The sequence below is a fragment of the Lysobacter sp. F60174L2 genome (assembly GCF_052547135.1).
This window is the reverse complement of the sequence record NZ_JBQWRA010000001.1, coordinates 301454-326498: the sequence shown is the minus strand read 5'-3', so window position 1 is coordinate 326498 and position 25045 is coordinate 301454. Positions and strand designations below refer to the sequence as shown.

Annotated in this window: 25 protein-coding genes; 9 read left to right on the top strand and 16 right to left on the bottom strand. The window is 71.2% G+C overall.

The genetic code is table 11. The annotated features are described in order from the left end of the window. Window positions 1-103: 103 nt before the first annotated feature. The 5 genes from ACT9AS_RS01465 to ACT9AS_RS01445 form a co-directional block, all read right to left on the bottom strand. A complete protein-coding gene (locus tag ACT9AS_RS01465) occupies window positions 104-1129 on the bottom strand; it encodes an NAD(P)H-dependent glycerol-3-phosphate dehydrogenase (protein ID WP_445098344.1) in 1026 nt (341 codons plus the stop codon). 10 nt (window positions 1130-1139) lie between these two features. Beyond that, the gene (gene secB / locus ACT9AS_RS01460; protein WP_445098343.1) at window positions 1140-1670 is read right to left on the bottom strand and encodes a protein-export chaperone SecB; all 531 of its coding nucleotides are present in this window, start codon (window positions 1668-1670) and stop codon (window positions 1140-1142) included. A 111-nt stretch (window positions 1671-1781) separates the two neighbouring features. Further along, window positions 1782-2219 (bottom strand): rhodanese-like domain-containing protein, encoded by a 438-nt coding sequence (locus tag ACT9AS_RS01455; RefSeq protein ID WP_445098342.1) that lies wholly within the window; start codon window positions 2217-2219, stop codon window positions 1782-1784. A 69-nt stretch (window positions 2220-2288) separates the two neighbouring features. Next, on the bottom strand, window positions 2289-2702 hold the full coding sequence (locus tag ACT9AS_RS01450; protein ID WP_445098341.1) for a hypothetical protein: 414 nt from the start codon (window positions 2700-2702) through the stop codon (window positions 2289-2291). A 47-nt stretch (window positions 2703-2749) separates the two neighbouring features. Further along, window positions 2750-3208, bottom strand: a complete 459-nt coding sequence (locus ACT9AS_RS01445; protein ID WP_445098340.1) for a YiiD C-terminal domain-containing protein — start codon at window positions 3206-3208, stop codon at window positions 2750-2752. 37 nt (window positions 3209-3245) lie between these two features. Between ACT9AS_RS01445 and ACT9AS_RS01440 the strand changes: the two genes are divergently transcribed. From ACT9AS_RS01440 to ACT9AS_RS01430, 3 genes are all read left to right on the top strand, one after another. After that, window positions 3246-4010, top strand: coding sequence for a uroporphyrinogen-III synthase (locus tag ACT9AS_RS01440; RefSeq protein WP_445098339.1), 765 nt, complete (start codon window positions 3246-3248; stop codon window positions 4008-4010). Window positions 4011-4078: 68 nt separating this feature from the next. Beyond that, window positions 4079-5068, top strand: coding sequence for a uroporphyrinogen-III C-methyltransferase (locus ACT9AS_RS01435; protein WP_445098338.1), 990 nt, complete (start codon window positions 4079-4081; stop codon window positions 5066-5068). Then, window positions 5065-6330 (top strand): heme biosynthesis HemY N-terminal domain-containing protein, encoded by a 1266-nt coding sequence (locus ACT9AS_RS01430; protein ID WP_445098337.1) that lies wholly within the window; start codon window positions 5065-5067, stop codon window positions 6328-6330. Before ACT9AS_RS01435 ends, ACT9AS_RS01430 begins: the two co-directional genes overlap by 4 nt. Before the next feature lie 306 nt (window positions 6331-6636). On the opposite strand, the gene ACT9AS_RS01425 is transcribed toward ACT9AS_RS01430, so the two are convergent. Next, window positions 6637-7914: an acetyl-CoA C-acetyltransferase gene (locus ACT9AS_RS01425; protein WP_445098336.1), complete on the bottom strand. Its 1278-nt coding sequence runs from the start codon at window positions 7912-7914 to the stop codon at window positions 6637-6639. Window positions 7915-8014: 100 nt separating this feature from the next. Here ACT9AS_RS01425 and ACT9AS_RS01420 point away from each other — a divergent pair, with 100 nt between their 5' ends. Continuing rightward, a complete protein-coding gene (locus ACT9AS_RS01420; RefSeq protein WP_445098335.1) occupies window positions 8015-8923 on the top strand; it encodes a hypothetical protein in 909 nt (302 codons plus the stop codon). Between the two features lie 21 nt (window positions 8924-8944). Here ACT9AS_RS01420 and ACT9AS_RS01415 read toward each other — a convergent pair whose 3' ends face one another. The 5 genes from ACT9AS_RS01415 to ACT9AS_RS01395 form a co-directional block, all read right to left on the bottom strand. Then, entirely contained in the window at window positions 8945-9271 is a 327-nt protein-coding gene (locus ACT9AS_RS01415) for a hypothetical protein (protein WP_445098334.1), read from the bottom strand. Next, window positions 9268-9777, bottom strand: a complete 510-nt coding sequence (locus ACT9AS_RS01410) for a GNAT family N-acetyltransferase (RefSeq protein ID WP_445098333.1) — start codon at window positions 9775-9777, stop codon at window positions 9268-9270. The genes ACT9AS_RS01415 and ACT9AS_RS01410 overlap by 4 nt, the downstream gene beginning before the upstream one ends. 20 nt (window positions 9778-9797) lie before the next feature. Further along, complete coding sequence (locus tag ACT9AS_RS01405) at window positions 9798-10388, bottom strand: superoxide dismutase family protein (protein ID WP_445098332.1); 591 nt, start codon at window positions 10386-10388, stop codon at window positions 9798-9800. A 91-nt stretch (window positions 10389-10479) separates the two neighbouring features. After that, window positions 10480-11904, bottom strand: a complete 1425-nt coding sequence (gene ntrC, locus ACT9AS_RS01400; protein WP_445098331.1) for a nitrogen regulation protein NR(I) — start codon at window positions 11902-11904, stop codon at window positions 10480-10482. Then, window positions 11901-12986 carry an ATP-binding protein gene (locus ACT9AS_RS01395; protein ID WP_445098330.1) on the bottom strand — a complete coding sequence of 362 codons (1086 nt, stop codon included), beginning with the start codon at window positions 12984-12986 and terminating at the stop codon, window positions 11901-11903. Before ACT9AS_RS01395 ends, ntrC begins: the two co-directional genes overlap by 4 nt. A gap of 136 nt (window positions 12987-13122) precedes the next feature. On the opposite strand from ACT9AS_RS01395, the gene ACT9AS_RS01390 reads away from it, so the two are divergent. Next, window positions 13123-14283 carry an HNH endonuclease gene (locus tag ACT9AS_RS01390; protein ID WP_445098329.1) on the top strand — a complete coding sequence of 387 codons (1161 nt, stop codon included), beginning with the start codon at window positions 13123-13125 and terminating at the stop codon, window positions 14281-14283. Window positions 14284-14657: 374 nt separating this feature from the next. On the opposite strand, the gene glnA is transcribed toward ACT9AS_RS01390, so the two are convergent. Beyond that, entirely contained in the window at window positions 14658-16067 is a 1410-nt protein-coding gene (glnA, locus tag ACT9AS_RS01385) for a type I glutamate--ammonia ligase (protein ID WP_445098328.1), read from the bottom strand. Window positions 16068-16293: 226 nt separating this feature from the next. Between glnA and ACT9AS_RS01380 the strand changes: the two genes are divergently transcribed. Then, entirely contained in the window at window positions 16294-17148 is an 855-nt protein-coding gene (locus ACT9AS_RS01380; protein WP_445098327.1) for an undecaprenyl-diphosphate phosphatase, read from the top strand. 56 nt (window positions 17149-17204) lie between these two features. Then, complete coding sequence (locus ACT9AS_RS01375) at window positions 17205-18062, top strand: DUF4377 domain-containing protein (RefSeq protein WP_445098326.1); 858 nt, start codon at window positions 17205-17207, stop codon at window positions 18060-18062. 37 nt (window positions 18063-18099) lie between these two features. On the opposite strand, the gene ACT9AS_RS01370 is transcribed toward ACT9AS_RS01375, so the two are convergent. Both ACT9AS_RS01370 and ACT9AS_RS01365 read right to left on the bottom strand, forming a co-directional pair. After that, window positions 18100-18729, bottom strand: coding sequence for a YbhB/YbcL family Raf kinase inhibitor-like protein (locus ACT9AS_RS01370; protein ID WP_445098325.1), 630 nt, complete (start codon window positions 18727-18729; stop codon window positions 18100-18102). Between the two features lie 278 nt (window positions 18730-19007). After that, a complete protein-coding gene (locus ACT9AS_RS01365; protein ID WP_445098324.1) occupies window positions 19008-21080 on the bottom strand; it encodes a tetratricopeptide repeat protein in 2073 nt (690 codons plus the stop codon). Window positions 21081-21173: 93 nt separating this feature from the next. Here ACT9AS_RS01365 and ACT9AS_RS01360 point away from each other — a divergent pair, with 93 nt between their 5' ends. Both ACT9AS_RS01360 and ACT9AS_RS01355 read left to right on the top strand, forming a co-directional pair. Further along, a complete protein-coding gene (locus ACT9AS_RS01360) occupies window positions 21174-21941 on the top strand; it encodes a 1-acyl-sn-glycerol-3-phosphate acyltransferase (RefSeq protein ID WP_445098323.1) in 768 nt (255 codons plus the stop codon). 10 nt (window positions 21942-21951) lie between these two features. Then, entirely contained in the window at window positions 21952-22962 is a 1011-nt protein-coding gene (locus ACT9AS_RS01355; protein ID WP_445098322.1) for an alpha/beta fold hydrolase, read from the top strand. Window positions 22963-23198: 236 nt separating this feature from the next. Here ACT9AS_RS01355 and ACT9AS_RS01350 read toward each other — a convergent pair whose 3' ends face one another. Together ACT9AS_RS01350 and ACT9AS_RS01345 are read right to left on the bottom strand one after the other, a co-directional pair. Beyond that, window positions 23199-23645, bottom strand: coding sequence for a hotdog fold thioesterase (locus ACT9AS_RS01350; protein ID WP_445098321.1), 447 nt, complete (start codon window positions 23643-23645; stop codon window positions 23199-23201). A gap of 48 nt (window positions 23646-23693) precedes the next feature. Further along, complete coding sequence (locus ACT9AS_RS01345) at window positions 23694-25001, bottom strand: metallophosphoesterase (RefSeq protein ID WP_445098320.1); 1308 nt, start codon at window positions 24999-25001, stop codon at window positions 23694-23696. Window positions 25002-25045 lie beyond the last annotated feature (44 nt).

The following is a 25045-nucleotide window of genomic DNA, read 5'->3' as shown; positions in this document are numbered from 1 at the left end:
CGCCGTGCGATCGCGACTTACGTCGCTCCTACACCGGAACCGGACCGGACCGGCAGTACAGGAGCAGGTCGCCGGGGCAAGACAACGACCCCGCCAAACCCGCTCAGCCGAACAACGCGCTCGGATACTCGGCCTTCTGTTCGCGCGCCATCAACTGGCGCAGGCCTTCGCCGGGGGTGATCTCGCCGTGCAGCACGGCGTGCACCGCTTCGGCGATCGGCAGTTCGACGTCGTGGCGGCGGGCCAGCCGCATGACCTCGTCGGCGGTCTGCACCGACTCGACCACCTGGCCGATCTCGCGCACCGCTTCCTCGATGCCCTGCCCGCGTCCCAGCGCGAGGCCGAGCCGGCGGTTGCGCGAGAGGTCGCCGGTGCAGGTCAGCACCAGGTCGCCGAGGCCGGCCAGGCCCATCAGGGTCTCCGGCTGGCCACCGAGCGCGCGGTTGAGCCGCAGCATTTCGTTGAGCCCACGGGTGATCAGCCCGGCACGCGCGTTGAGCCCGAGTTGCATGCCGTCGGCGACGCCGGTCGCCACCGCCAGCACGTTCTTCATCGCGCCGCCGAGTTCGGCGCCGAGCATGTCGTCACCGGTGTAGGCACGGAAGTTGGGCCCGTGCAGCACTTCGGCGACCGACTGCGCGAAATCGGCGGTCGCCGAATGCACGGTCAATGCGGTCGGCAGGCCGAGCGCGACCTCCTTGGCGAACGACGGGCCGGTGACCACCGCCAGCGGCACGTCCGGACCCAGGACCTCGGCGGCGACCTCGTGCAGGAAGCGTCCGCTGCCGGGTTCGAAGCCCTTGCTCGCCCACGCCACGCCGGCCGCGGCGGGCCGGTGCGGCGCCAGCGCTCGCAGGGTGTCGGCGAATGCGTGCGAGGGCACCACCACCAGCACCAGCTCGGCACCGTCGAGCGCGGCGGCCAGGTCGGTGGTCGCGCGCAGGGTGTCGGGCAGGGCGATGTCGGGCAGGTAGCGCGGGTTCTGGTGGCCGCGGTCGATCGTCGCCACGCAGGCCGCGTCCCGCCCCCACAGCACCGTGCGGTGGCCGTGGCGGGCGATCAACGCGGCCAGCGCGGTGCCCCAGGAACCAGCCCCGAGCACCGCGACGCTGGTCGATTTGTCGTGCATGCGCGACCGGTCAGGCGTTGCCGGCGGTCTCGGCGTCGGCGGCCAGGCCCTCGGCCTGCTTCGCCGCGCGCTGGCGCAGGCCTTCGGCGTACAGCGCGTCGAAGTTGATCGGCTGCAGGAAGAACGGCGGGAAGCCACCGGACTGGACCAGGCTGCTGATCAGCTGGCGCGCGTACGGGTACAGCACGTTCGGGCAGTGGGTGCCGAGCATGCCGTCGAGCTGCGCCGGCTCGAAGCCGGACAGGCTGAACACGCCGGCCTGCTTGACCTCGACCACGTACAGCGCCTTGTCGCCGGCGTTGCAGGTCAGGGTGATGCCGAGGGTGACCTCGTAGGCGTTGTCGTTGATGCGCTGCACGCTCTGGTTGAGGTTCATCTGCAGCTGCGGCTGGGTCTGCTCGCTGAACGCGGCCGGGCCGGCGGGCACTTCGAACGAGACGTCCTTGGCGTAGATCTTCTCGACCGTGAACGCCGGGCCGGTGGCGGTGGCGTCGGTGGCGGCTTCCGGTGCGGCGGCGCCGTTGAGGGTTTCTTCGGACATCTCAAACTCCAGCTGTATTAGGCGGAAAGAATCAAGTATGGCACGCGGTCATGCGCGCCCCCGGTCCCGGCATGGGGGACGCGCGGGCCGGTTGCAAGGGGGTCCGCGGGTTCAGCCTCGGCCTTTCACCAGCGGCAGGTCGGCGTGCTGCCAGGCCTGGACGCCGCCCTCGAGCCAGTAGACGTGCTCGAATCCGGCCTTCTTGAGCCGTTTGGCGGCATCGGCGGAGGCCTGGCCGGTGCGGCAGGTCACCACCACCGGCAGCGCGCGGGCGCTGGCCAGCAGCTTGTTCTCGGGGTCGAACTGGCTGGGCTGCACCGATTTGCTGCCGGCGATGTGGCCCTTCTGGAAGTCGTTGCTGGCGGACAGGTCGATCAGCAGCGCGTTGTCGCGGTTGATCAGCGCGGTCAGCTCGGCCGGGCGCAGCGCCTTGTAGCCGCGGAACAGGCGCATGACTTCGGTGTAGATGATCGCCACGGTCAGCGCGACCAGTCCGAGCGAAAGGTAGGGGTGGCGGCCGGCGAAGGCCAGCAGTTCATCGAGGGTCACGGCGTCACGATGGCGGCGAGCGGGCCGGCGATTGTCGCAGAAAGCGGCGGCCGGCTCATGCGCGGGCCCTTACTCGCCGGCCCACAGGTCCGGCAGGCCGCTGGTCACCCACCAGGTCTTGGCGGCCTCGTCCCAGCGCCAGGTCTCCTGGTAGCGGACTTCGCGCTGCTCCATCGTGTGCTTGTTGACCACCCCGATCTGGATCGTGCGCACCGCGGTGCCGGCCTCGATGTTGCGGGAGGCGCCGAGGTCGCGGTAGGCGGAGATGGTCACCTGCTCGTAGCGCTTGCGCTCCAGGTCGGTCAGCGGGTGCTCTTCGCGCAGTTCCGGATCGACCAGGTTGAGCGCGCCGCCGAAATCGTTCCAGCGGATCGCGCCGGACCAGGCGTACTGCGCGGCGTCGAGCGCGTTGGCGGCGGGGCTGGAACTGGCGCAGCCGGCGAGCATGAGCACGGCCAGCAGCAGGGTGGTGATCAGGCGCATCGGCGCGCTCCGGGTCGAGGTGAAGCGCCCATGGTAGTCGCCACGGCTCAGCGCCGGGCGATCGCGACGTAGCGGGCGGTGAACTCGGTCGCGATGCCGCCGGCGGGCAGCGGCACCTTTGCCACCAGCTGGGTGCGCGCACGCCCGCGCTGGCGCAGGGTCGCGATGAAGGTGGCCCAGTCCTCGCCGGCACCGAGCTCGGCCCCCACCTCGATATCGTCGAACAGCGGAGCCAGGTAGCGGATCTGGCTGTCGGCGACGAACACGTCGGCGTCGATTCCGGCCGCCTCCAACTGCAGCGACACGAGGCCCCACGAGGCCAGCGTCATCATCGAGGCCAGGCTGCCGCCGAACGCGCAGCCCTTGTCGTTGACATGGCGCGCCAGCGGCGCGTGCAACTGCAGCCGCCGGCCGTCGTAGGCGGCGATGCGCAGGTCCATCACCGCCACCGGCGGCATCGACTGGTAGTGGTGGTTGAGGCGTTGCAGGGCGTCGGAGTGGGGCATCCGGGGTTCCAGGAAGTGGGGGCGATATGCTGGCGCAATGTCGACCAACACCCCGCCAATGCCGGCATGGTACGTAATCTCGCTGCGCCCCCGCGGCCAGCACGAGCCGATGCGCCGCGCCGCCGCGCGCCGCGGTGGCGGCATCATCGCGCTGTCGCCATGGCGGCTGCAGGCGCTCGACGACGACGTGGCGCGGGCCGGCCTGCGGGCGGCACTGGACGCGCCGCGGGTGCTGTTCACCAGCCCGATGGCGGTGCGTGCGGCGGCGCTGTTGCAACCGTTGCGACCGGCCGAGGACCAGCAATGGTTCGCGGTCGGCGCCGGCACCGCGGCGGCATTGCGGCGCGCCGGCGCCGGCGACGTCGCGGCGCCGCGGCGGATGGACAGCGAAGGCCTGCTGGCATTGCCCGGCCTGCAGCGGCTCGACGGCATCGCGGTCGGACTGGTCACCGCGCCCGGCGGCCGCGGGACGCTGGCCCCGGCGTTGCAGGCGCGCGGCGGCGAGGTCCGACGCGCGGATGTCTACCGGCGCATTCCACTGCCGCCGTCGGCGCGTGCGCTGGCGGCATTGCGCGGACTGTCGCGGCCGGCGGCGGTCGCGTTGTCGAGCAGCGACGGCCTGCGGCGGGTGATGGACGCGCTGCCGGCCGACCTTGCCGCACGGGTCCGCTTGCTGCCCGTGGTCGGTGCCAGCGACCGCCTGCTCGAACTCGCTTCCACGCTGGGTTTCACGCAGGGTTTCCGCGCGTCCGATGCGCGCCCGGCGAGCCTGGTCGAAACGGCCGCGTCGATACTGGGCTGAGTCCCGCCGCGGCTGGCGGCTGGCGTGCTTCCGGTAGCATGTCGGTACTTCGTCCACCGGTTGCGTCCGTGTCCTCGACTTCCCCTGATTCGTCCCCGCGTCGCCGCAGCAGCTGGCCGTGGTGGCTGCTGGTTTTCCTGTTGCTTGCCGGCGCCGGCTGGTACGGCTGGCAATGGTGGCAGTCCCGTGCGGACGAGGCCCGCGTCGCCGGCGATGTCGAGTTGCGGCTGGAGGCGCTCGATGAGCGCGTCGACGGCCTGCGTCGCGACCACCGCGCCCAGGCCGGTCGGCTGCAGCAGGCGGTCGCCACCAACGGCGTGTTGCGCGACGAGCTGCTCGGGCTGGGCGAGCGCTCGGCGATCATCGAGGACAGCTTCGCCCGCTTCGCCGATCCCGACCGCCACGGCGCGCAGGCGTTGCGCCTGGACGAGACCGAGCTTCTGCTGTCGATGGCCCAGGAGCGGCTGTCGATCGCCGGCGACCTCGATGGCGCACGACGCGCATTGGCGCTCGCCGCCGGTGTGCTCGAAGGCGTCGACGACCCGGCCTACCTGAGCCTGCGCCAGACCCTCGGGCAGGAGCGCGCCGCGCTCGACGCGCTGGAGGCCGAGCCGCGCGCGCAGGCGATGGCGCAACTGGATGCGTTCGCGCAATCGACCGCGCAGGTGCAGCCGGACCGGCGCAGCGCGGCCCGGGCGGAAACCGCGCAACCGTGGTGGCGCCGTGCGTTCGCCAACATCATCGATGTGCGCCCGAGCGACCGCGCGGTGGCGGTGCAACCGGCCGACATCGCCGCCGCCCGCGCCGGGCTGCAGCTGGAAATCAGCCTGGCCCGCGCCGCCGCCGAGCGTCGCGATGTCGACGGCTACCGCGCCGCCCTGCGTCGCACCGATGGCTGGCTGCTGCGGCTGCTGCCGGAATCGGCTGAACGGCAGCGCCTGCGCGAACGCCTGCGCGCGATCGCGGCGCTGCCGCTTTCACTTTCACTTCCGACCCTCGGCAGCACACTGGCCCAACTGCGCCAGTCGCGCGCCACGAGCCAGGAGTCCCGCCAATGAACCTGTTCCGCAACCTGTTGCTGTTGATCGTGCTGGTGCTGGTCGGCGCGCTGGTCGCGCAGTTGCTGGTGCAGGATCCGGGTTACGTGCTGGTCCGTTACCGCGGCACCGACTACACCACCACCCTCGCCGCGGCATTGCTGATCGGTGTCGGCGTACTGGTCGCCGCATGGCTGCTGTGGAAGATGCTGAGCCTGCCGCTGGCCGCCCTGCGTCGTCGCCGCGAGCGCGCGGCGCGGGCCAGGCTCACCGACGGACTCAACGCGCTCAACCAGGGTCACTGGAGCCGCGCCGAGAAGCTGCTCGACGAAGCCGCGCGCGCGCCGACCGCGGAAGAGGACGGCATCGTCCACGTCGCACGCGCCGGCGCCGCGCGTGCCGCCGCGGCGCGCGGGGAGAACGCCGTCGCCAACCAGCACCTCGACACGCTCGCCGGCCCGCACCCGCTGACCCGCGCGCTGACCGCGGCCGAGCTGGCGCTGGCCGACGACCGCCCGGCCGATGCGCTGACTCTGCTCGATGCGCCCAACGTGCAGCCATTGCCGCCGCGCGGACTGGCCCTGCGCGCGCAGGCGCTGGCGGCCACCGGTCGCACCGGCGACGCCTACGGCCTGCTCGGCCCGATCCGCCAGCAGCAGGCCTTGCCGCCGGCACGGGTCGACGCACTGGAAACCCGCTGGGCCGAGGACGCGCTGCGCGAAGCCGGCGACGCCAACGTGCTCGCCGACCGCTGGGAGGCGCTGCCCAAACCGCTGCGCAGCGAACCGGCCGCGGTCGCCGCGTATGCCGAACGTGCCGCTGCATTGCGTTGGGAAGAAGCCTCGGCGAAGAGCGTCGAACAGGCGCTCGACGCGCGCTGGGACGAATCGCTGGCCGGCCTCTACGGGCGCCTGCCGATCGGCCGGATCGACGCCCGCCGCGAGCGCGCCGAGCGCTGGCTCGAAGCGCACCCGGCCAGTCCCGGCCTGCTGCTGAGCCTGGCCCGCCTGAGCCGCGCGCAGGGCCAGTGGCCGCAGTCGGAAGCCTACCTGCACCGCGCGCTCGCCCAAGGCGCCAATGCCGAAGCGTGGGAGGAACTCGGCCACGGCTTCGCCCAGGCCGGCGACGAACCGCGCGCGCGCCTGAGCTACGCCAACGCCCTGCGCGCCACCCGCGGCGAGGCGATCACCGAGCTCCCCGGCCGCGACCTGCGCGAACGGATCTACGACCAGTCGGTCGTCGAGGAGCGCGACGAGCACGGCATGCCGCGGCTGCGCGAGTAACCGCGGGGGCGGGCAAGCGGCGGAGTAGCGAGGTGATTGGTGGTGGCACCGTTCGCGCCGCCGCCCTGGCGTTTGCGGAAGCGACGACCGCGCTCTTGTAGGAGCGACGTAAGTCGCGAACGCGCACCAAATCGTCAGGCAACTACCGCTGACCGGGAGAACACCTCCCGTAAGCGACCGGCCCGCTGCTCGAATCGGTTCCGGTGAATACCGTCGCAGGCGGACGGAGTCGATACCCGGATGCTTTGGCGTTCGCGACTTACGTCGCTCCTACACAAACCTCGTTGTTCCGGAGTGGGCGGCCGATCAACGCTCCAGGATCGCCATCACGCCCATGCCGCCGGCGGTGCAGATCGACAGCAGGCAACGGCCGCCGCCGCGTTGCTGGAGCTCCTTCGCGGCGGTCGCGACCAGCCGCGCACCGGTCGCCGCGAACGGGTGGCCGGTCGCCAGCGACGAGCCGTTGATGTTGATCCTGGCCGGATCGATCTGCCCCATCGGCGCGTCCAGACCCAGCCGGTTCCGGCAGTACTCCTCGCTCTCCCACGCGCGCAACGTGCACAGCACCTGCGCGGCGAACGCTTCGTGGATTTCGTAGAAGTCGAAGTCCTGCAGGGTCAGACCATTGCGCGCCAGCATCTGCGGCACCGCGACGGTCGGCGCCATCAGCAAGCCCTCGCCGTGCACGAAGTCGACCGCCGCGACCTGCGCGTCGCGCAGGTGGCACAGCGGTTCGTGGCCGTGCGCCCGTGCCCACTCATCGGAGGCCAGCAGGCACGCCGCCGCGCCGTCGGTCAGCGGTGTCGAGTTGGCGGCGGTCAAGGTGCCGCGGCCGGAGGTCCGGTCGAACGCCGGCTTCAGCGTCGCCAGCTTTTCCAGGCTGCTGTCCGGACGCAGGTTGTTGTCGCGCGAGACGCCGCGGAAGCTGACCACCAGGTCGTCGAAGAAGCCGCGTTCGTAGGCCGCCGCCAGCTTCTGGTGCGATGCCAGCGCGAACTCGTCCTGCGAGTCGCGCGAGATGTTCCACTGCTTGGCCATGTCCTCGCAGTGGTCGCCCATCGACTTGCCGGTGCGCGGCTCGGCGACGCCGGGGAAGTCGGGCTTGAGCTCGCGGAAGGAGAAGCCCCTGAACGCGGCCAGCTTGCCCTTGAAGTCCTTCGCCGCGTTCGCCGCCAGCAGGCGCCGGCGCAGTTCCTTCGAGTAGACGATCGGCACGTCGGAGGTGGTGTCCGAGCCGCCACCGATGCCGGCGTCGATCTGCCCGACCGCGATCTTGTTGGCGACGGTGATGATGCTGTCCAGCGAGGTGCCGCAGGCGCGCTGCAGGGTGATGCCCGGCGTCAGCGGCGACAGCCCGGAGGACAGCGCCGCCTCGCGGCCGAGGTTCCAGTCGCTGGAATGCTTGATCACCGCGCCCATCGCGACCTCGCCGAGCTGCTGCCCGTGCAGGCCGTATTTCTCGACCAGCGCGCCCAGGGTGCGCACCGACATGCCGAGGTTGCCGACGTCGGCATACGCGGTGTTCTGGCGGCAGAACGGGATCCGAACGCCACCGAGCACGGCTACCGGACGGGCTTGACGCATCGTGTCACCTCATCGACTGCATGTTGCGTGGGCATAATGACCGCAGTGTAGCGCCGGCCCCGGCGCCAACCAAACGCCTGCGTATCGAACAAGGAACCCGATGGATCCGACCGCCCCACCCGCCGCCGACCTGCATGTACTCGGCGCGCTGGCGCTGGAACTCGACGGCGCCGCGCCGGTCGCGCGCGACCGCCTCGACCAGGCCGGCACCGGCCCGCTGGCCGACCTGGTGGCGCGCGACCTGGCCGGGTTCTGCGCCGAAGCGGCGGACCTGGAGCTGGTGCTGGTCGGTGCGCTTTACGACCCGGTCGAACTGCTGCGCCCGGGCTGGCCGCTGCATCGCGAACTCGACCAGCTGGCCGCGCGCGCGCCGCGATCCGGCATAACGGGCGGCGGCCGGGTGATCGCCTTCGGCAGCCATGAGGGCCGCCTGCCCGGTGCGCTCGCGCCGTCGCCGGATTTCGCCGGCGGGCCGCTGCGACTGCTGCCGTTCGTGCTGACCGGCGAGGCCGGCGCGGTGGCGCGGGTCGGCGATGCCTTCGAGCGCGAACTGATCGAACGCGGCATGGCCGGCGCCGACACCGCGCTGGCCGCGCAGGACGCGTTCGGGCTGCGGGTCGAGCACGCGCGTTACCTGACCGTGCACGACCTCGCCGCGATGACCGCGCTGCAGTACGAGCACGCCGGGCTGGCCGCGTTGTGGCCCTTGCTGGAAACCGCGCTGCTGCAGCCCGGCGGCGAAGCCTGGCTCGACCAGCCGCCGGAACCGCTGCTGCACTACGTTGACGGCGAGGCGCGCATCGCGCTGTTCTCACCAGCGGCCTGGCGCACGCGCTATGCCGCCGACGCCGCCTGCGACAGCGAACAGGCCCGCGTGCGGCTGCAACGCCAGCACCAGCATTTCGAGGCCCGCCAACGGCAGATCGCCGCGGTGCTGGGCGCCCATGGCGTGCCGGTGAACTTCGTGCACTGCGAGCGCGATTCGGATTACCGGGTCGAGTTGAGCTGAGGCGCCCGGTCCGACGCAGAGCTATCGCTCGCGCAGGAACTGGTTGGCGCGGTCTTCCTCGCGCTCGTCGTGCAGCCCCAGTTCCAGTGCGGATTCGGCGATCGTGCAACCCAGGCCGCCGCCGCCCGCGCATGGCACGGACTGGTCCGACGCACGGAAGGCATTGCTGATCGCATCGCGGACGCCCTGGGGGGACGCCGGGGCGCCGGGCGCGGTCGACGGGTCCGCCGGGCCGGCGGCAGTGACCGGGGCGTCGCCGTCGGGGACGGTAGTGCCCTCGGACGCCCAGACAACCGCTGGCAGCAACAGCGCCAGGGCAACCGCAAACCGGATCGTGCTGGACTTCATGCAGGCTCCTTGCCTGTGGGCGATGGGGCGATCGGGGATTCCAGAATAGCGTAGCCGGCGTCGACCATCCCCAACGCACCGTAGGTCGCCAGCGCGGTCGCGTTGCCGCGCTCGACATACAGCCGCAGGCCGACCACGCCATCGGTGCTGCGTGCGAGTTGCTCGACGTGGCGGTACAGGGCGGCGAACACGCCCCGCCGCCGGTGCGCCGGGTCGACGTAGACGCTCTGGATCCACCACCACTCGCCGTTGCGCCAGTCGCTCCATTCACGGGTCAGCATCAGGGTGCCGGCCGGTGTGGCGAGGGTCTCGCGGCCGGCGGCGACGGCCTCGTGCATGGCGATGAAGTAGCGCGCCTTCGCCGGGTCGGCGATGCCGGCCTCGACCCCGGCGCGGACGCGCTCGGGGTCGAGTTGCTTGTGCTCGGTCTCCATCGCCATCGCCGCGTTCCAGCGCGCGATCAGCGCGGCATCGGCACCACGGGCCTCGCGGACACGCACGGTCATGGCGAGCGCGGAGCGGCCGCTCAACCGGCCTTGATCACGCCACAGGCGACGCGCGCGCCGGCGTTGCCGGAGGGCTGGCTGGTGTAGTCGTCGGGATCGGCATGCACGATCACCGCCTTGCCGACCGCGTCGTTGGCGGCGCCGCCACCGAGCACCACGCCCTTGGCATGCACGTTGACCGTTGCGACGCCTTCGGCATTGGCGTTGATGTTGTTCATGTCGCCGCCGTGGTGTGTGGCGGTATCGACCTTGCCGTGCGCTTCGCTGGCCGGGTTGAAGTGGCCGCCCGCGCTGCTGGCGTCGGCGGCGCTGCAATCGCCCTTCTCGTGGATGTGGATGCCGTGGCTGCTGTTGGGCTTGAGCCCGCCGATCTCACCGGTCAAATGCAGGCCGTCGCCCATCGGCATGATGCTCAGCTTGCCGCTGACCAGGCTGCCGGAAGCCGAGGCGAGGTTGACACTGGCGCTGGACAGGGTCGAGCTGGTCGCCAGGCCGGCATCGGCCGTCGCGGTGGTATCGGCAACGGTGTCGGTATCGGCGCGGGTCGCCGGGGTGGAACTGCAGGCGGCGAGGGCCAGCGCGCAGGCGCTGGCAAGCAGGACGGTCTTCATCAGGGATCTCCCGGTGGTGGAAAGGGGCGATGCCGCACGAAGCTAGCGTGCGGTGGGTTCAGTGTCAGTGAAACGTGCCCGGGCGGCGGACTCAAGCCCCGCCCGGCTGCCCGGGCTTGAGCTTGCGCGCCAGGGTGTTGCGGCCGACCCCGAGGCGCGCGGCAGCCTCGCCACGATGGCCGTCGGTGTGTTCCAGCGCGGTCTGCAGCAACACCCGGTCGAAGTGTTCGCGGGCGCGTGCGTGGATGTCGGCTGCGCCGGCGTCGAGCTGGCCGCGGGTCCAGTCGGCCAGCGCGGCTTCCCAGTCGACCGTGGCGGTGGCGGCGCGACGGGTGCCCAGCGCGACGTCGACCTCGCCACGGCCGATCGCGTCGCCCGGCGCCAGCGCGGCCAGTCGCCAGCACAGGTTCTCCAGTTCGCGCACGTTGCCGGGCCAGTCGTGGGCGAGCAGGCGCTCGATCGCGGCGGCCGACAACCGCTTGGGCGCGGCGTCGAACTTGCGCGCGGCGATCGCGAGGAAGCGCTCGGCCAGTTGCGGTACGTCCGCCACGCGTTCGCGCAACGGCGGCAGTTGCAGCCGGACCACGTCGAGCCGGTGCAGCAGGTCGGCGCGGAAGCGGCCGGCCGCGACGAGCGCGTCGAGGTCCTGGTGGGTCGCGGCGATGACCCGCACGTCGACCCGGATCAGCTCGCGGCCGCCGACCCGGAAGAACTCGTTCTCGGCCAGCACCCGCAGCAGCCGGGTCTGCAGCGGCAGCGGCATGTCGCCGATCTCGTCGAGGAACAGGGTGCCGCGGTCGGCCTGCTCGAAGCGGCCGGGCTGGCGCTTGTGGGCGCCAGTGAACGCGCCGGCCTCGTGGCCGAACAGCTCCGACTCCAGCAGTTCCGACGGGATCGCCGCGGTGTTGAGCGCGACGAACGGCTGCTTCGCGCGCGGCGACTCGCGGTGCAGCGCGCGCGCGACCAGTTCCTTGCCGGTGCCGGTCTCGCCGGTGATGAGCACCGACAGTGGCGCCTGGGCGAGCCGACCGATCGCGCGGAACAGTTCGCGCATCGGCGGCGAGGCGCCGAGCAGCAGCGGGGCGTCGTTGTCGATCGCGCGGCCCTGCGGCTGCGGGACCTCCTCGGCGGCCGCTTCCAGCCCCAGCGCGCGCGCGGCCAGCGCGACCGCGTCGTCGAGGTCGAACGGCTTGGACAGGAACTCGTGGGCGCCGCCGCGGAACGCGCCGGCGGTGCTGGCGACGTCGGTGTAGGCGCTCATCACGATCACCGGCAGGTCCGGGGCGCGCGCCTTGAGTTTGTCGAGCAGCACCAGGCCGTCGTCGCCGGGCATGCGCACGTCGGTGAACAGCAGGTCGGGGGCGCCCTCGCCGGCCAGCGCATCGAGCGCGGCGGCGGCGTGCTCGAACTCGGAAACGCGGTAGCCGGCATCCCGCAAGGCGGTGGCGAGTACGAAGCGCACCCCGCGGTCGTCGTCGACGATCCAGACCGTCCCGTTCCGCGTCGATGCGCTCATGCGGTGTCCTCCGGCGGCGCGGCCTCTATGTCGTCGGCGTCGGTTTGGACTTCAGTTTCGGCCACGGTCATCGGCAGCAACAGGGTGAACACGGTATGCCCGGGCCGCGAGCGATAGACCAGCGAACCGCGGTGCTCGCGCGCGACCTGCTGGGCCAGCGCCAGGCCGAACCCGCTGCCCTCGGCGCGGCCGGACACCAGCGGCAGGAACAGGCGCTCGGTGAGGTCCTCGGGCACGCCGCGGCCGTCGTCGACGATCTCCAGCCGCAGCGCCACCGGGTGCGATTCGTCGCCGATCCGCAGGCCGTGCTCGGCGCGCGTGCGCAGGCTGACGTTGCCGGCGCCGGCCTCGATCGCATTACGCACGAGGTTCCACAGCGCCTGGGTGAGGCGGTCGGCATCGCCGTTGAACTCCGGCAGGCTCGGGTCGTAGTCGCGCAACAGCCGCACGGCCCAGCCGGCGTCGCTTTCGACCAGCCGCAGCACGCGCTCGAGCACGGCGTGGATGTTGATCGGGGCGTGCGGGCGCGGCGGGGCCGGCACCAGCAACTGGTCGAGCAGGCCGGTCAGGCGGGCGACTTCGCCATCGATCAGGCCGAGCAGTTCCTTCGAGTCGTCGCCTTCGACGCGGCGCGCGAGCAACTGGGCGGCGCCCTTTAGGCCGGCCAGCGGGTTGCGTAGTTCGTGGGCGAGGCCTTTCAGCGAGGCGGCCAGTGCGGAGGGCAGCAGCAGGGCGGGGTCGTCGCCGGGGAATTCGTCGACGGGGTGTGCTTCGACCAGCACGCGGGCGTCACGGTCGGCGCTGAGCCAGAGGTCGGCGAAGCGTTCGTCGGCATCGGGGTGGCGCAGGTGCAGTCGGCGCAGGCGCAGGGGGGCGCCATCGGGGTCGAGCCGGGCGAGTGCGGCGGGCAGGCGCGGTGGGGTCTCGGCGTCGAGGGCGGGCAGCGGCCGGCCGATCAGGCGGCGGCTGCCGACGCCGAGCCAGCGTGCGAAGGCCTGGTTGCAGCCGGCGATGCTGCCGTCGGGGTCGAGCCACGCCAGCGGGGTGGTGAGGGTGTCGACGTCGGGCGGCGGGGCGGACATTGCACCATCTTAGTGCAGGCGGCGGGTGTGGCAGCGGTCGTTGGAGAGTCGTGGGTAATTCAAAAACATTCACGCGGACTCCGGGTGGGGTCGGCGCCCCGGCCGGGTGCTTGCCGACCGGTTCGGTCGGCCATCCATGGCCGACTCACCGGCCGCGGCCATCCATGGCCGCTTCGGAAGCACCCGGCCGGGGCACCGCCCTTCGCGGCTTGGGTGGTGGGGTGCTTTGGGGTGGCCGGGAGGGTTTTGGCGCGGGGCGCGGGAGGGCCTATCCTGGCGTCGCTGCATCGCCCAGGGACCGGGGCCGTTCTTCCCGTTACAGGAATCCGGAGCCGTCTTGGTCGACGTCCCTTTCAAGGTCGGAGCGCTGTACCACCGCCGTGACGAGATCCACGCGCGCTTTGGCGGGCAGCGGCAGGGCGGCATCTCGACGCCGAAGGATTCGCCGGTCGTGATCCTGTTCACCGGCGAGGCCGGTGCGACCCACGGCTACCACGACTTCTGGGACGACGACGGCCTTCTTCATTACTTCGGTGAAGGGCAGGCTGGCGACATGGCGTATTCCGGCGGCAACCGCGCGATCCTCAACCACGATGTCAATGGCAAGGCGTTGTTGCTATTCCAGATGATGGGCAAGGGCCAGCCGTATCGATTCCTCGGCGAGTTCCAGCTGGCGGCGGCGCCTTACGAAATGCATGGCGTGCCCGATACACGTGGCAACCCGCGCAAGGCGCTGGTGTTTCCGCTGAGGCCGGTACTGCACGAAGTCACGCCGTTTGAAGCCGCGCATGTGGGCGAGGCCGCCAACGACGGACTGGAGCCTGACGACACCGTGGGACTGCGGCTTGGCGAGGTGCGCAAGAAGCAGTCGCTGTTCCGGCGCCGCCTGATCGGGGTGGAGAAGGAATGCCGCCTCACCGGCGTACGCGACCTGCGCTTCCTGCGTGCCAGCCACATCAAGCCGTGGGCGGAATGTGGCACCGCGGCGGAGCGGGTGGACGGGCATAACGGCTTGTTGCTGACACCAACGGCGGACTTGCTGTTCGACCGGGGCTGGATCACGTTCGAGGACAAAGGTGCGTTGGTGCCATCGCAGCTGCTGCCCGACGACGTGGTGAAGCGGATTGGTTTTTCGGTGCGCTCGGGTCGCAAGTGCGGCGCCTTTACCCCGCAACAGAATCTGTACCTCGAGTACCACCGCAACCAGGTATTCGAGAAGAAGCTCGCACGATCCGATGATCCGGTGGCAACGTTGATGGAGACGCTCGACACGCAGCCGGGGTATCCGGGTAGATAGCCGATGAGATCGAAACGCTGACTCCAGGTTGCACGGTTGCCCGATTGGTCGATCGCTTTTCGGGGCGTTGAGGAAGGCGTGCGTTGATCGACGAACGATTGTCAGAGAGGCGCGACTTACGTCGCTCCTACAAGGTACCGGAAGTGGCTGGTATGCCGTGCATCGACGCCATACACCACACGTGCGAAGCGGGGCCTTGGTTGGGGCGGGTCGAAGCGGCCATGGATGGCCGCGGCCGGTGAGTCGACCAGGGATGGTCGACCGAACCGGTCGGCCCGCCCCGGCCAAGGCCCCGCCTCCCTCCCGAAGCCGGCACAAACAACAACGGCCCGGAAACTCCGGGCCGTTGCGGGGATCGCGGGATCAGTCGAGGGCTAGATCGCGTAATACATCTGGTATTCCAGCGGATGGGTCGCGGCGCGGAACGCGGTGACTTCCTTCATTTTCAGGCCGATATAGGCGTCGATGAAATCGTCGGTGAACACGCCGCCGGCCTTGAGGAAGTCGCGGTCGGCGTCGAGTGCCTCCAGCGCCTGGTCGAGGCTGTGGCAGACGGTCGGGATGTTCTTCTCTTCTTCCGGCGGCAGGTCGTACAGGTCCTTGTCGCTCGGCGCGCCCGGGTCGATCTGGTTCCTGATGCCGTCGAGGCCGGCCATCATCAGCGCGGCGAAGATCAGGTAGCCGGAGTTCATCGGGTCCGGGAAGCGGAACTCGATGCGTCGCGCCTTCGGGTTGGAGACGTACGGGATGCGGCAGCTGGCCGAGCGGTTGGAGGCCGAGTACGCCAGCATCACCGGCGCCTCGAAGCCCGGCACCAGGCGCTTGTAGGAGTTGGTGCTTGAGTTGGCGAACGCGTTGATCGCACGCGCGTGCTTGAACACGCCGCCGATGTACCACAGCGCAATCTGGCTCAGGCCGCCGTAGCCGTCGCCGGAGAACAGGTTGACCCCGCCCTTGGCCAGCGACTGGTGCACGTGCATGCCGCTGCCGTTGTCGCCGACCAGCGGCTTGGGCATGAAGGTTGCGGTCTTGCCGTTGCGGTGGGCGACGTTCTTGATGACGTACTTCATCATCAACAGCTCGTCGCCCTTCCGGGTCAGCGAGTTGAACTTGGTGCCGATCTCGCACTGGCCGGCGTTGGCGACCTCGTGGTGGTGGACCTCGACTTCGATGCCGACCGCTTCCAGGGTCTTGCACATCTCGGCGCGGATGTCGTGCAGCGAGTCCAGCGGCGCGACCGGGAAGTAACCGCCCTTCACGCCCGGCCGGTAACCGGTGTTGCCGCCTTCGTATTCGCGGCCGGAGTTCCACGCGGCCTCTTCGGAATCGACATGGTAGAAGGTGTGGCCCATGTCGTTGGCGTAGCGCACCGAGTCGAAGATGAAGAACTCGGGCTCGGGACCGAAGAACGCCTGCTCGGCGATGCCGCTGGACTTGAGGTAGGCCTCGGCGCGTTTTGCAATTCCGCGCGGGTCGCGGGTGTAGGCCTGCATCGTGGTCGGGTCGAGGATGTCGCAGACCAGGATCAACGTCGGATCGGCGGTGAACGGGTCGAGGGTCGCGGTCGAGGCGTCGGGCAGCAGCACCATGTCGGACTGGTGGATGCCGCGCCAGCCGCTGATCGAGCTGCCGTCGAACATCTTGCCGTCCTCGAACAGCGCCGGCTCGACGATCGAGGCCGGGAAGGTCACGTGGTGCTGCACGCCGCGCATGTCGGCGAAGCGCAGGTCGACGAATTCGACCTTGTGGTCGCGGATGAGTTTTTCGACGTTCTCGATGGACATGGCGGGCTCGCTGGCGGAAGGGAAAGGCTACGTTGATATGAGCAAGCGCCGTGCCAAGCTCCCTGCCCGCGCAAGTTGCTGATTTATATAGCGCCAGCCACCTTGGGCGGGATTCGCTGCACCGAATTGGTGCGAATCAGCCGCGACCGCACCGTCCCGGTGCGAAGCGTCGACCGGGTATTCTGCGGCGACGGTTTCCGCGCTCCCCTACCCTGGCCCAGTCTCCATGACCGACCTGCTCGCCGCGCTGCTGCTCGGCATCATCGAAGGCATCACCGAGTTCCTGCCGATCTCCAGCACCGGCCACCTGCTGATCGCCCAGCACTGGCTCGGCGCGCGCAGTGCGCTGTTCAACATCGCGATCCAGGCCGGCGCGATCGGCGCGGTGGTGCTGATCTACCGCAAGCGGTTGTGGGGCATGGCGGTCGCGTTCGCCGGCCACGATGCGCCGGCCGAGTACGACCCGCTGGGGATCACCGCGACCCCGGCGCAGTCGCGCGACTACGCGTTCAAGCTGCTGGCCGCGTTCGCGGTGACCGCGGTCGGTGGCCTGCTGGTCAAGGCGCTGGGCTGGGAGCTGCCGACGCAGGTCACGCCGATCGCGTGGGCTCTGGTGATCGGCGCGGTGTGGATGCTGGTCGCCGAGCAGCTGGCCACGCGCCGTGCCGGGCGGCTCGGCGAGCGCATCGCGATCACCTGGACGGTGGCGGTGCTGGTCGGCGTCGCGCAGGTCGTGGCCGGGGTGTTCCCCGGCACCTCGCGCTCGGCCGCGACGATCTTCGTGGCGCTGCTGGCGGGGACCACCAACCGCGCCGCGGCGACCGAATTCGCGTTCCTGGTCGGGATCCCGACGATGTTCGCCGCGACCGGCTACGAGGTGCTGGAGCTTTACCTCGACGGCGGCCTCGGCGGCGTCGCCTGGGGCGAACTGGCGGTGGCATTCGTGGCCTCGGCGGTAACCGCGTTCGTGTCGGTGAAGTGGCTGCTGCGCTACATCCAGAGCCATCGCTTCACCGCGTTCGCGGTCTACCGGCTGGCGCTGGGCGTGGCGCTGCTGTTGTGGTTGCCGACCGGTGACTGAGGCGTAACCCCACCTGCACCGTCGGTGCGTTTCCATAGTCCCCCCGAGGAGATTCCATGGACATTCCGATGAACATCCGCCGCACGACCACCACCACGCTGGCCCTGTTGCTGCCGCTGGCGCTTGCCGCCTGCGCGGGCGGCGACCGCACACCGTCGTCCGAACCGGCCGCGCCGATGCCGCCGCCGGCAAGCAACGACACCGCCGGCCCCGGCCCGGGTTCGCACATGCTCGGTGGCCAGGAATGGCACCTGGCCGCGGCGACCGATGCCGACGGCCAGCGCATCGACGCGCTGTTCCCGTCCGCCGAGCGGCCGCTCACGCTGGAGTTCAAGGACCGCCGCGTCAGCGTGTCCGGCGGCTGCAACCGCATCGGCGGCAGCTACGAGGTCGATGCGCAGGGCCGGTTGCAGGTCGGGCGCCTGACTTCGACGATGATGGCCTGCGACGAGGCCCTGATGCGGGCCGACAAGGCGATCGGCGACTTGCTGGCGCAGCCGCTGCTGCCGCGGATCGAGGAGACCGCGCCGCCGCGGCTGAAGCTGGAATCGGCCGACGGCGGCAGCTCGACCTGGGTCGGCGAGGCCACCGCCGAGACGCGTTACGGCGGTCCCGGTGAGACGGTGTTCCTCGAGGTCGCGCCGCAGCGCGTGGCCTGCAATCATCCGCTGATTCCCGACCATCAATGCCTGCAGGTGCGCGAAATCCGCTACGGCGACAACGGCGTCAAGCAGTCGCCGCCGGGCGAATGGCAGCCGCTGTACGGGGAGATCGAGGGCTTCGAGTTCGTCGCCGGCGAGCGCAAGGTGCTGCGGCTGAAGAAGTTCACCCGCGAGCCGGCGCCGGCGGACGCTTCGTCGATCGCCTATGTGCTCGACATGGTGGTCGAGTCGGAGATCGTGCCGGCACAGTGAGGCCCGTGCCACGTCGCCGCCGGGCCGGCATGCCGGCTCAGCGCGCGACCGCGGGATGCAGCGAATAGGTGCCGTGCACCAGCGCCTCGGCGAGTACGTGGCCGTGGATCGCACGCGCGACATCGGCGGCGCCGAAGCGCTCCGGCACGTCCAGGCGCTCGACGTCGAGTGCGAACAGGCGGAAGAAGTAGCGGTGCTCGCGCAGGTCGTTGGGCGGCGGGAACGGGCCGTCGTAGCCGAACCAGTCGCCCGCCAGCGCGTCGTCGCCGGCGAACCAGCCGGTGTAGTCGTTCAGGCCCTGCCGCGCACCGCCCGGGCCGGCCGGATCGCGCTTGCCGTGTTTCGTGACGCCGTCGCTGCAGCTGCCTGCGGCGATCGCGCGAAGGTCGGCGGGGATATCGACCATCGCCCAGTGGCAGAACCCGGTGCGCGGTTGCGACACCGGGATCTCGACACCGTCCTTGTTGACCATTTCGGCCACGGTCGGGGCATCGGCGTCGACGCACAGCAGCGCGAACGAGCGGGTGCCGGCGGGCACGTCGTCCCAGGCCAGTTGCGGGTTGCGGTTGCGGCCGAAACCGACCGCGCCGTCCGCACCGCGCACGCCGAGCGCGAACTCGGCCGGGAGCGCGCCGCGGTGGTCGAAGCTGTCGCTGTGGATGCGCATCGTGAAGCTCCGTGTGGGATGCACGGAGTCTGCCAGATGCGGGTTGGACGGGGTGGCGCGCTGGTGCGCGTTCCGGTCGGCGTGCATGCCGCTCCGTTGTAGGAGCGACGTGAGTCGCGATTTCACTGATACCCGGGATCGCCGTGCGGTCGCGACTTACGTCGCTCCTACATGGGGAGATCCGCGACATGGGAGATCCGCGACAGGGAAGATCCGCGGCATGGGGACCGCAACATGGGGATGCGCGGCGCCGGGGCCGCGCGGTTCCCGCGGCGGCATCAATCCGCTGCGTAGCCCAGCCGGCGCGCGACCGGATGCAGCAGCTTGAACGCTTCGCCCAGCGGTTCGGCGAACGCGCGCCAGTGGCCGGCGGGGAAGCGGCTGGGACCGAGCGCCTGGCGCGGGGCGGCGGGCAGACGGGTCTGCAGGGCGCCGCTGAGTGCCGTGGCGATGCTGGCGGGATCCTCGGCGATGCCGTCCAGCCGCAGCAGGCGATGCGGCAGCAGGTCCTGCTCGTGCAGGTCGGCGACCTGGCCGAGCACCTGCGCCAGCCATTGCGCGCCGGCCTCCGGGCTTTCCAGCGCGAACGGCGCCGGGGCACCGAACGCGAGCCAGTCCAGCAGCATGTCGCGCGGGTCGCGCAGCGCCACCAGCAGCAACGCCTCGGGCAGGTGCGGGCGCAGCGCGAGCAGCGCGGCGTTGTCCCACCACAGCAGCCAGTCGAACACCTGGCCGTCCTTGATCCCGCGCGCCGGCAGCGCCGCGCGCCATTCGGCGACCAGCCCGGCCGGGTCGGCCGAGCCGCCGGCCAGCGCGTCGATGGTCAGGTAGCGCTGGAACAGGTCGGCCGGCGGCTGCGCGCCAAAACGATCGGCCCGCACCGGCGCACCGGCGTTGGCGAGGGTCGCGACAACGCGCTCGACCAGCGAACCCGGCGCGCCCCACAGCAGCACCACCGCCGCGGCGGGCTGGTCGAGCACGGCCTGCTCCGGCCACTGCGTGCGCGGCGCGCTGGGCTGCGGCAACGGCAGCCGCTGCGGGACGACTTCGGCATGCAGCTCGGCCCAGGTCGCGGCGGCCGCGTCGGGCTGGCCGGCGATGTCGAGGGTGCGGCCCATCAGCTGGCGCAGGTTGCGCCGGGCGGCCTCGCTGTCGGCACCGGCCAGCAGCCGCTCGACATGGTTGATCGCCTCGTCGGGGTCGCGCTTGAGTTCGGCGTCGATGACGCGCAGTTCGGCACGCGCGTGGCCCGGCTGCAGCTCGGTGATCCGGCGCGCCACCGCCTCGGCCTGGTCGGCCTCGTCGTGGGCATCGTGCAGGGCGACCTGCGCCTCCAGCGCCGGCACGAAGCCGGGCATCGCCTCCTGCCAGCGCGCGAGCACCGCACGGGCACCCTCGCCTGCGAACTCCTCGAACGCCAGCCGCGCGTGCCACAGGGCGACGGCCTGCGGGTGCGCGGCGAGCAAGGTGTCCAGCGCGGCGCGGGCGCTGTCGGTGTCCTTGAGCCGTTGCCAGGCCTCCACCAGCGCAGCGACCGCACGGCGATCACCGGGATTGGCCGTGACCGCATCGAGCAGCAGGTCGCGGGCCTGGTCGTTGCGGCCGGCCTGCAGCTGCAGCTCGCCGACGGTGCGGCGCAGCGCCGGGGTCGCGGCGGGGTTGTCGAGCAGCGGCGCGAGTTCGTCGGCGGCCTCGGCCGGGCGGCCCTGCCGGCGCTGCAGGTCGGCGATCAACACGCGCAACGGCAGCGAATCCGGCTGGCCCTCAAGCAACTTGCGGAACGCCTGCTCGGCGAACGCGAGGTGGCCCTTGGCGAGGTAGGCGAAACCGAGCGCGTGGCGCAGGGTCGGCTCGCCGGGGAAACGCTCGGACGCCTGGCTGAGGATCGCCAGCGCGCGATCCGCGTCGCCGCGGCGCAGCGCGAGGGTGCCCTCGAGCGCGGCGATCTGCGGGTGGTCGGGGGCGATCCGGGCGCCGGTGCGGGTCAGCCGCTCGGCCTCGTCCAGGTCACCGCGGCCGAGCGCGAGCTGGGCCTGCACGATGTACGCCGGGAACTGGTTGGGATCCAGGCCGATGCTGTGCGCAAGCGCGGCCTCGGCCTCGTCGAGCTGGCGCTCCTTCAGCAACAGCCCGGCGCGCTCGAGGTGCAGGCCGGCGTCGTCGGGGGCCAGCGCGATGGCGTGGTCGATCGCGGCGATCGCGCCTTCGCGATCACCCGACAGCCGCAACGCGCTGGCCAGCAGGCGCTGCGCGGTGGAATCCTGCGGCTCGGCGGCAACCGCCTCGCGGGCGGCCGCCAGGGCCTCGTCGGCGGCGCCGCGGCGCAGGGCGTCGATGATCGGTTCGTGCATGGAAAACCCGGGGTTCGATGACAGCCCGCGATTGTAGCGGTTGCCTGCCGGCCGACCCGTTCACCGTCCGCGCGCTTCGGTATGATCGCGATGATGAATGCGCCGCTGGCACGTAGTTTCCGCTATCTCTACCGCGTCCCGATGCTGGCCTGGCACGTGCTGGTCGACCTGCCGGTGGTGCTGCTGCTGATGCCGCTGTCGCGCGACCGCGGCGCGCAGGGCGGGGAGCGCTTCGACCATCGTCTGGTCCGGGCGTGGTCGGCCGGCCTGATGCGGGTGTTCGGCTTCCGCATGCGGCGCATCGGCACGCCCTTGCCGGGCGCGGCGATGTTCGTCGCCAACCACGTCAGCTGGATCGACATCGAGGCGCTGCACAGCCAGCGGATGATGGGTTTCGTCGCCAAGCGCGAGATTCGCAGCTGGCCGGTGGTCGGCTGGATGGCCAGCCGCGCCGAAACCATCTTCCACGCGCGCGGCAGCACCGAGTCGCTCGGCGGAGTGCTGCACGAGATGCTGGGGCGACTGCGCAACGGTCGCTCGGTCGGGGTGTTCCCCGAGGGCGGCACCCGCGGCGGCGGCGAAATCGGGCCGTTCCATGCGCGGATCTTCCTGGCCTCGGTCGAAGCCGGGGTGCCGGTGCAGCCGGTGGCGCTGCGCTACGGCGCGGGCGGGTCGGCGCAGACGGTGGTCGCGTTCGCGCGCGGCGAAAGTTTCGTCGGCAACTTCGTGCGCCTGCTCGGCGAACCGGCGCGGGTCGCGGAGGTGCATTTCCTCGAGCCGATCGCGCCGGGCGAGGCCGAGGGCCGGCGCCGCATCGCCGAGCTCGCGCGCGAGCGGATCATCGCCGCGATGGAACGGTGACGGCACGCTGATGGCGGACGCGAGCGACTACCGCCCGCCGCGCTGGCTGCGCAACGCCCACCTGCAATCGGCGCTCGGCTCCAGCAACGCGCGGCGGCGCATCGGCCAGGCCCGGCTCGCGGCGAGCGGCGCGGTGACCACCGAGCACCTGGTCGACGGCGGCGACGGCGTGCGCCTGCAGGGCCTGCACAGCGCGCGGCCGGATGTCACCGCACCGCGGGGCCTGGCCCTGCTGCTGCACGGCTGGGAAGGCAGCGTCGAGTCGAGCTACATGCGGCTGACCGCTGCGGAATTGCTGGCGGACGGTTTCGAGGTGTTCCGGCTCAACTTCCGCGACCACGGCGACACCCACCACCTCAACGAGGAGATCTTCCACTCCTGCCGGATCGACGAGGTGGTGCTGGCGGCGAAGGACGTCGCCCGGCGCTTCCCGCTGCGGCCGATGGTGGTGGCCGGCTACTCGCTGGGCGGCAACTTCGCGCTGCGGCTGGCGTTACGGGCACCGGCCGCGGGCCTGCAACTGGCGCACGTGGCCGCGGTCTGCCCGGTGCTCGACCCGGCACGGACGATGGACGCGATGGAGGCCGGGCTGCCGTTCTACCTGTGGCATTTCGAGCGCAAGTGGCGCAGCTCGCTGGCGCGCAAGCGCGCGCTGTTCCCGCAGCGGCATGACTTCGACGACCGCGTGCTCGGCCAGCGCATGCGACCACTGACCCAATGGCTGGTCGAGCGCCAGACCCACTTCGGCACCATCGAGCGCTACTTCGACGGCTACACCATCGCCGGCGACCGGCTGGCCGGCCTGCAGGTGCCGGCCAGCATCCTGACCGCGGTCGACGACCCGGTGATCCCGTTCGCCGATTTCGAGCGCCTGCAGTTGCCGGCCAGCGCGCGGCTGGAAGTCTCGCCATGGGGCGGCCACTGCGGCTTCATCGAGAACGCCCGGCTCGACGGCTACGCGGAGCGCTGGATCGCCCGCCAGCTGGGCAAGACCACAATCGCCCCGCAGCCGGGTATGTAGGAGCGACGTAAGTCGCGAACGCACTGATGGCTCCGGGGGCTGGAAGGCCGCTTGCGTGGACCCGTCCCGAAGCATCCTGCGTGAACCTCTGATGCGCCCGGCGCCTGGCGCAGCCGGCAACGGCGAGGAGTTCGCGACTTACGTCGCTCCTACATGGGTGCGGAACCGGCGGATTGGTGGGCGGGGCACGCCCGGGCTGGTCGCCGGTCGCGCGCGATGCGTACCGCGAGCGCGCCTCAGCGCGCGCTGATCACCGCCAACGTCAGGCGCGAGATGCACACCAGTTCGCCACCTTCGTCCTCGATCCGGATTTCCCAGACCTGGGTGCGGCCGCCGACGTGCACCGGCCGTGCGGTGCCGGTGACGGTGCCGTCGCGCGCCGCGCGCACGTGGTTGGCGTTGATCTCGATGCCGACGCAGACCCGGCCCTCGGGCACGCACAGGTTGCCGGCGCTGCTGCCAAGGGTTTCGGCCAGCAGCACCGAGGCGCCGCCGTGCAGCAGGCCGTAGGGCTGGCGGGTGCGCTCGTCGACCGGCATGGTGCCGCGCACGAAGTCGTGGCCGATCTCGGTGAACACGATGCCCAACGGCTCCATCGCGGTGCCGCGCGACAGCTCGTTGAGGCGCTCGACGCTGGTGTCGCGACGGAACGGCGAGGGAACGGTGGAGGCGGGTTCGTTCATCCGGCCACGATAGCCGAGCAGGCGGCGCGGGGCGAACCGCGGCGACCCTCAGTAGGGATATGGCAACGCCGACAAGCGGCGGATGTCGCGGCACATGTCCCACAGCAACCCGCGGTCGTCGGCATCGGCGAGGCTGAACTCGCGGAAGGTGCGTTCGTCGTTCCGCTCGATGTCGCGCGGGATGCCGAGATCGACCACCCGGGCAACGCCGTCCTCGTAGACCAGAACCTCCGGCCGCGCTTCGCTGTTGTTGACGTCCACCGCACGCACCCGGCCGCCGTGGAGGCTTTCGATCCGCTCGACCAGCGTGTGCGCAACCACGATCTCGCTGGCCTCGAAATGCTCCAGCGCGCCCTGCACATCGGCGGTGGTGGCTGCGGGATAGCGTCCTTCCAAACCACGGAGGTAGCCGCGGTACTGGGTGATCCCGGCCGGACCGAGCACCGCATCGAGGGCAGCGGTCCGGGGCGTGGCCGCCGGCCGCGTCCAGTACGCGCGCATCGCGGCATTGAGCTGTTCGACCGACAACCCGGAGCGCACGACCGCCGGGCCGACCCCGCCGTGCACGAACAGCACCGGCCCCAGCTTCAGCGCGACCGGCTGCCGCCGCAGCCACTGGCCGATCACGGTGTCGGCGGCAAACGCCTGGCGGTAGCCGCCCATCATGTTCAGCGCGTGCAGGTGGTCGGGATGGGCGCGGGTGGGATTGGTCCGCAACAGGTACTGCTCGTGGTTGCCGAGCAGCACGTGCACCGCACCGCCCGACGCGGCCGCCTGCGCGGCGAGACCGTGCAGGCGCCAGAGCACGGCGAAGACATCGCGGCCGCGGTCAACCGAGTCGCCGAGGATCACCAGGTGGCCGCTGCCGTAACCCCAGTCGCCGGCGGCGTCGACGATGCCGAGCCGGCGCAGGGCCTCGTCGAGGAACGCGGCATTGCCTTCCAGGTCGCTCAGTACCGCCACCCGGGCGGGCATCGGCGCCACGGCCGCCGGCACACCGGGCGCGTCCAGCGCGAACGACTGCCTTCGCCCAGCGCACTCGATGTCCAGCCGGTCGCCGCGGCCACGTGCCTGCTCGGCATGGTCCTCGCAGAACCACGTGGCCGTCCACGCGCCATCGGCGGCGCGCCGGACGATCGGCCCGTCGAGCAGGCCGGGCAGCGACACCCCGCGTCCGGTGGCGGAATACAGCGGGAAGGCCATGTCGCCGACGCCGAGCGGGACCCGGAACCGGGTCGGTGCGCCCTGGCGGGTGGTCTCGACCGTGGCGCACGACAGCAGGACCAGCACTGCGGCGATGGCAACCGCTGCCAGCAGGGAGAGCGACAGCAGGGTGCGTTTGACTATCCGTGGCATGCGACGGTGCTCCTTGCGGAAAAAAAGCCCGGAACCGGCCCGCT

Coding starts and splice junctions, on each gene's coding strand:
- ACT9AS_RS01465 (WP_445098344.1), bottom strand. CDS start 1,129: ATGCACGACAAATCGACCAGCGTCGCGGTGCTCGGGGCTGGTTCCTGG.
- secB (WP_445098343.1), bottom strand. CDS start 1,670: ATGTCCGAAGAAACCCTCAACGGCGCCGCCGCACCGGAAGCCGCCACC.
- ACT9AS_RS01450 (WP_445098341.1), bottom strand. CDS start 2,702: ATGCGCCTGATCACCACCCTGCTGCTGGCCGTGCTCATGCTCGCCGGC.
- ACT9AS_RS01445 (WP_445098340.1), bottom strand. CDS start 3,208: ATGCCCCACTCCGACGCCCTGCAACGCCTCAACCACCACTACCAGTCG.
- ACT9AS_RS01440 (WP_445098339.1), top strand. CDS start 3,246: ATGTCGACCAACACCCCGCCAATGCCGGCATGGTACGTAATCTCGCTG.
- ACT9AS_RS01430 (WP_445098337.1), top strand. CDS start 5,065: ATGAACCTGTTCCGCAACCTGTTGCTGTTGATCGTGCTGGTGCTGGTC.
- ACT9AS_RS01425 (WP_445098336.1), bottom strand. CDS start 7,914: ATGCGTCAAGCCCGTCCGGTAGCCGTGCTCGGTGGCGTTCGGATCCCG.
- ACT9AS_RS01420 (WP_445098335.1), top strand. CDS start 8,015: ATGGATCCGACCGCCCCACCCGCCGCCGACCTGCATGTACTCGGCGCG.
- ACT9AS_RS01415 (WP_445098334.1), bottom strand. CDS start 9,271: ATGAAGTCCAGCACGATCCGGTTTGCGGTTGCCCTGGCGCTGTTGCTG.
- ACT9AS_RS01410 (WP_445098333.1), bottom strand. CDS start 9,777: ATGACCGTGCGTGTCCGCGAGGCCCGTGGTGCCGATGCCGCGCTGATC.
- ACT9AS_RS01405 (WP_445098332.1), bottom strand. CDS start 10,388: ATGAAGACCGTCCTGCTTGCCAGCGCCTGCGCGCTGGCCCTCGCCGCC.
- ntrC (WP_445098331.1), bottom strand. CDS start 11,904: ATGAGCGCATCGACGCGGAACGGGACGGTCTGGATCGTCGACGACGAC.
- ACT9AS_RS01395 (WP_445098330.1), bottom strand. CDS start 12,986: ATGTCCGCCCCGCCGCCCGACGTCGACACCCTCACCACCCCGCTGGCG.
- ACT9AS_RS01390 (WP_445098329.1), top strand. CDS start 13,123: ATGGCCGACTCACCGGCCGCGGCCATCCATGGCCGCTTCGGAAGCACC.
- glnA (WP_445098328.1), bottom strand. CDS start 16,067: ATGTCCATCGAGAACGTCGAAAAACTCATCCGCGACCACAAGGTCGAA.
- ACT9AS_RS01380 (WP_445098327.1), top strand. CDS start 16,294: ATGACCGACCTGCTCGCCGCGCTGCTGCTCGGCATCATCGAAGGCATC.
- ACT9AS_RS01375 (WP_445098326.1), top strand. CDS start 17,205: ATGGACATTCCGATGAACATCCGCCGCACGACCACCACCACGCTGGCC.
- ACT9AS_RS01370 (WP_445098325.1), bottom strand. CDS start 18,729: ATGCGCATCCACAGCGACAGCTTCGACCACCGCGGCGCGCTCCCGGCC.
- ACT9AS_RS01365 (WP_445098324.1), bottom strand. CDS start 21,080: ATGCACGAACCGATCATCGACGCCCTGCGCCGCGGCGCCGCCGACGAG.
- ACT9AS_RS01360 (WP_445098323.1), top strand. CDS start 21,174: ATGAATGCGCCGCTGGCACGTAGTTTCCGCTATCTCTACCGCGTCCCG.
- ACT9AS_RS01355 (WP_445098322.1), top strand. CDS start 21,952: ATGGCGGACGCGAGCGACTACCGCCCGCCGCGCTGGCTGCGCAACGCC.
- ACT9AS_RS01350 (WP_445098321.1), bottom strand. CDS start 23,645: ATGAACGAACCCGCCTCCACCGTTCCCTCGCCGTTCCGTCGCGACACC.
- ACT9AS_RS01345 (WP_445098320.1), bottom strand. CDS start 25,001: ATGCCACGGATAGTCAAACGCACCCTGCTGTCGCTCTCCCTGCTGGCA.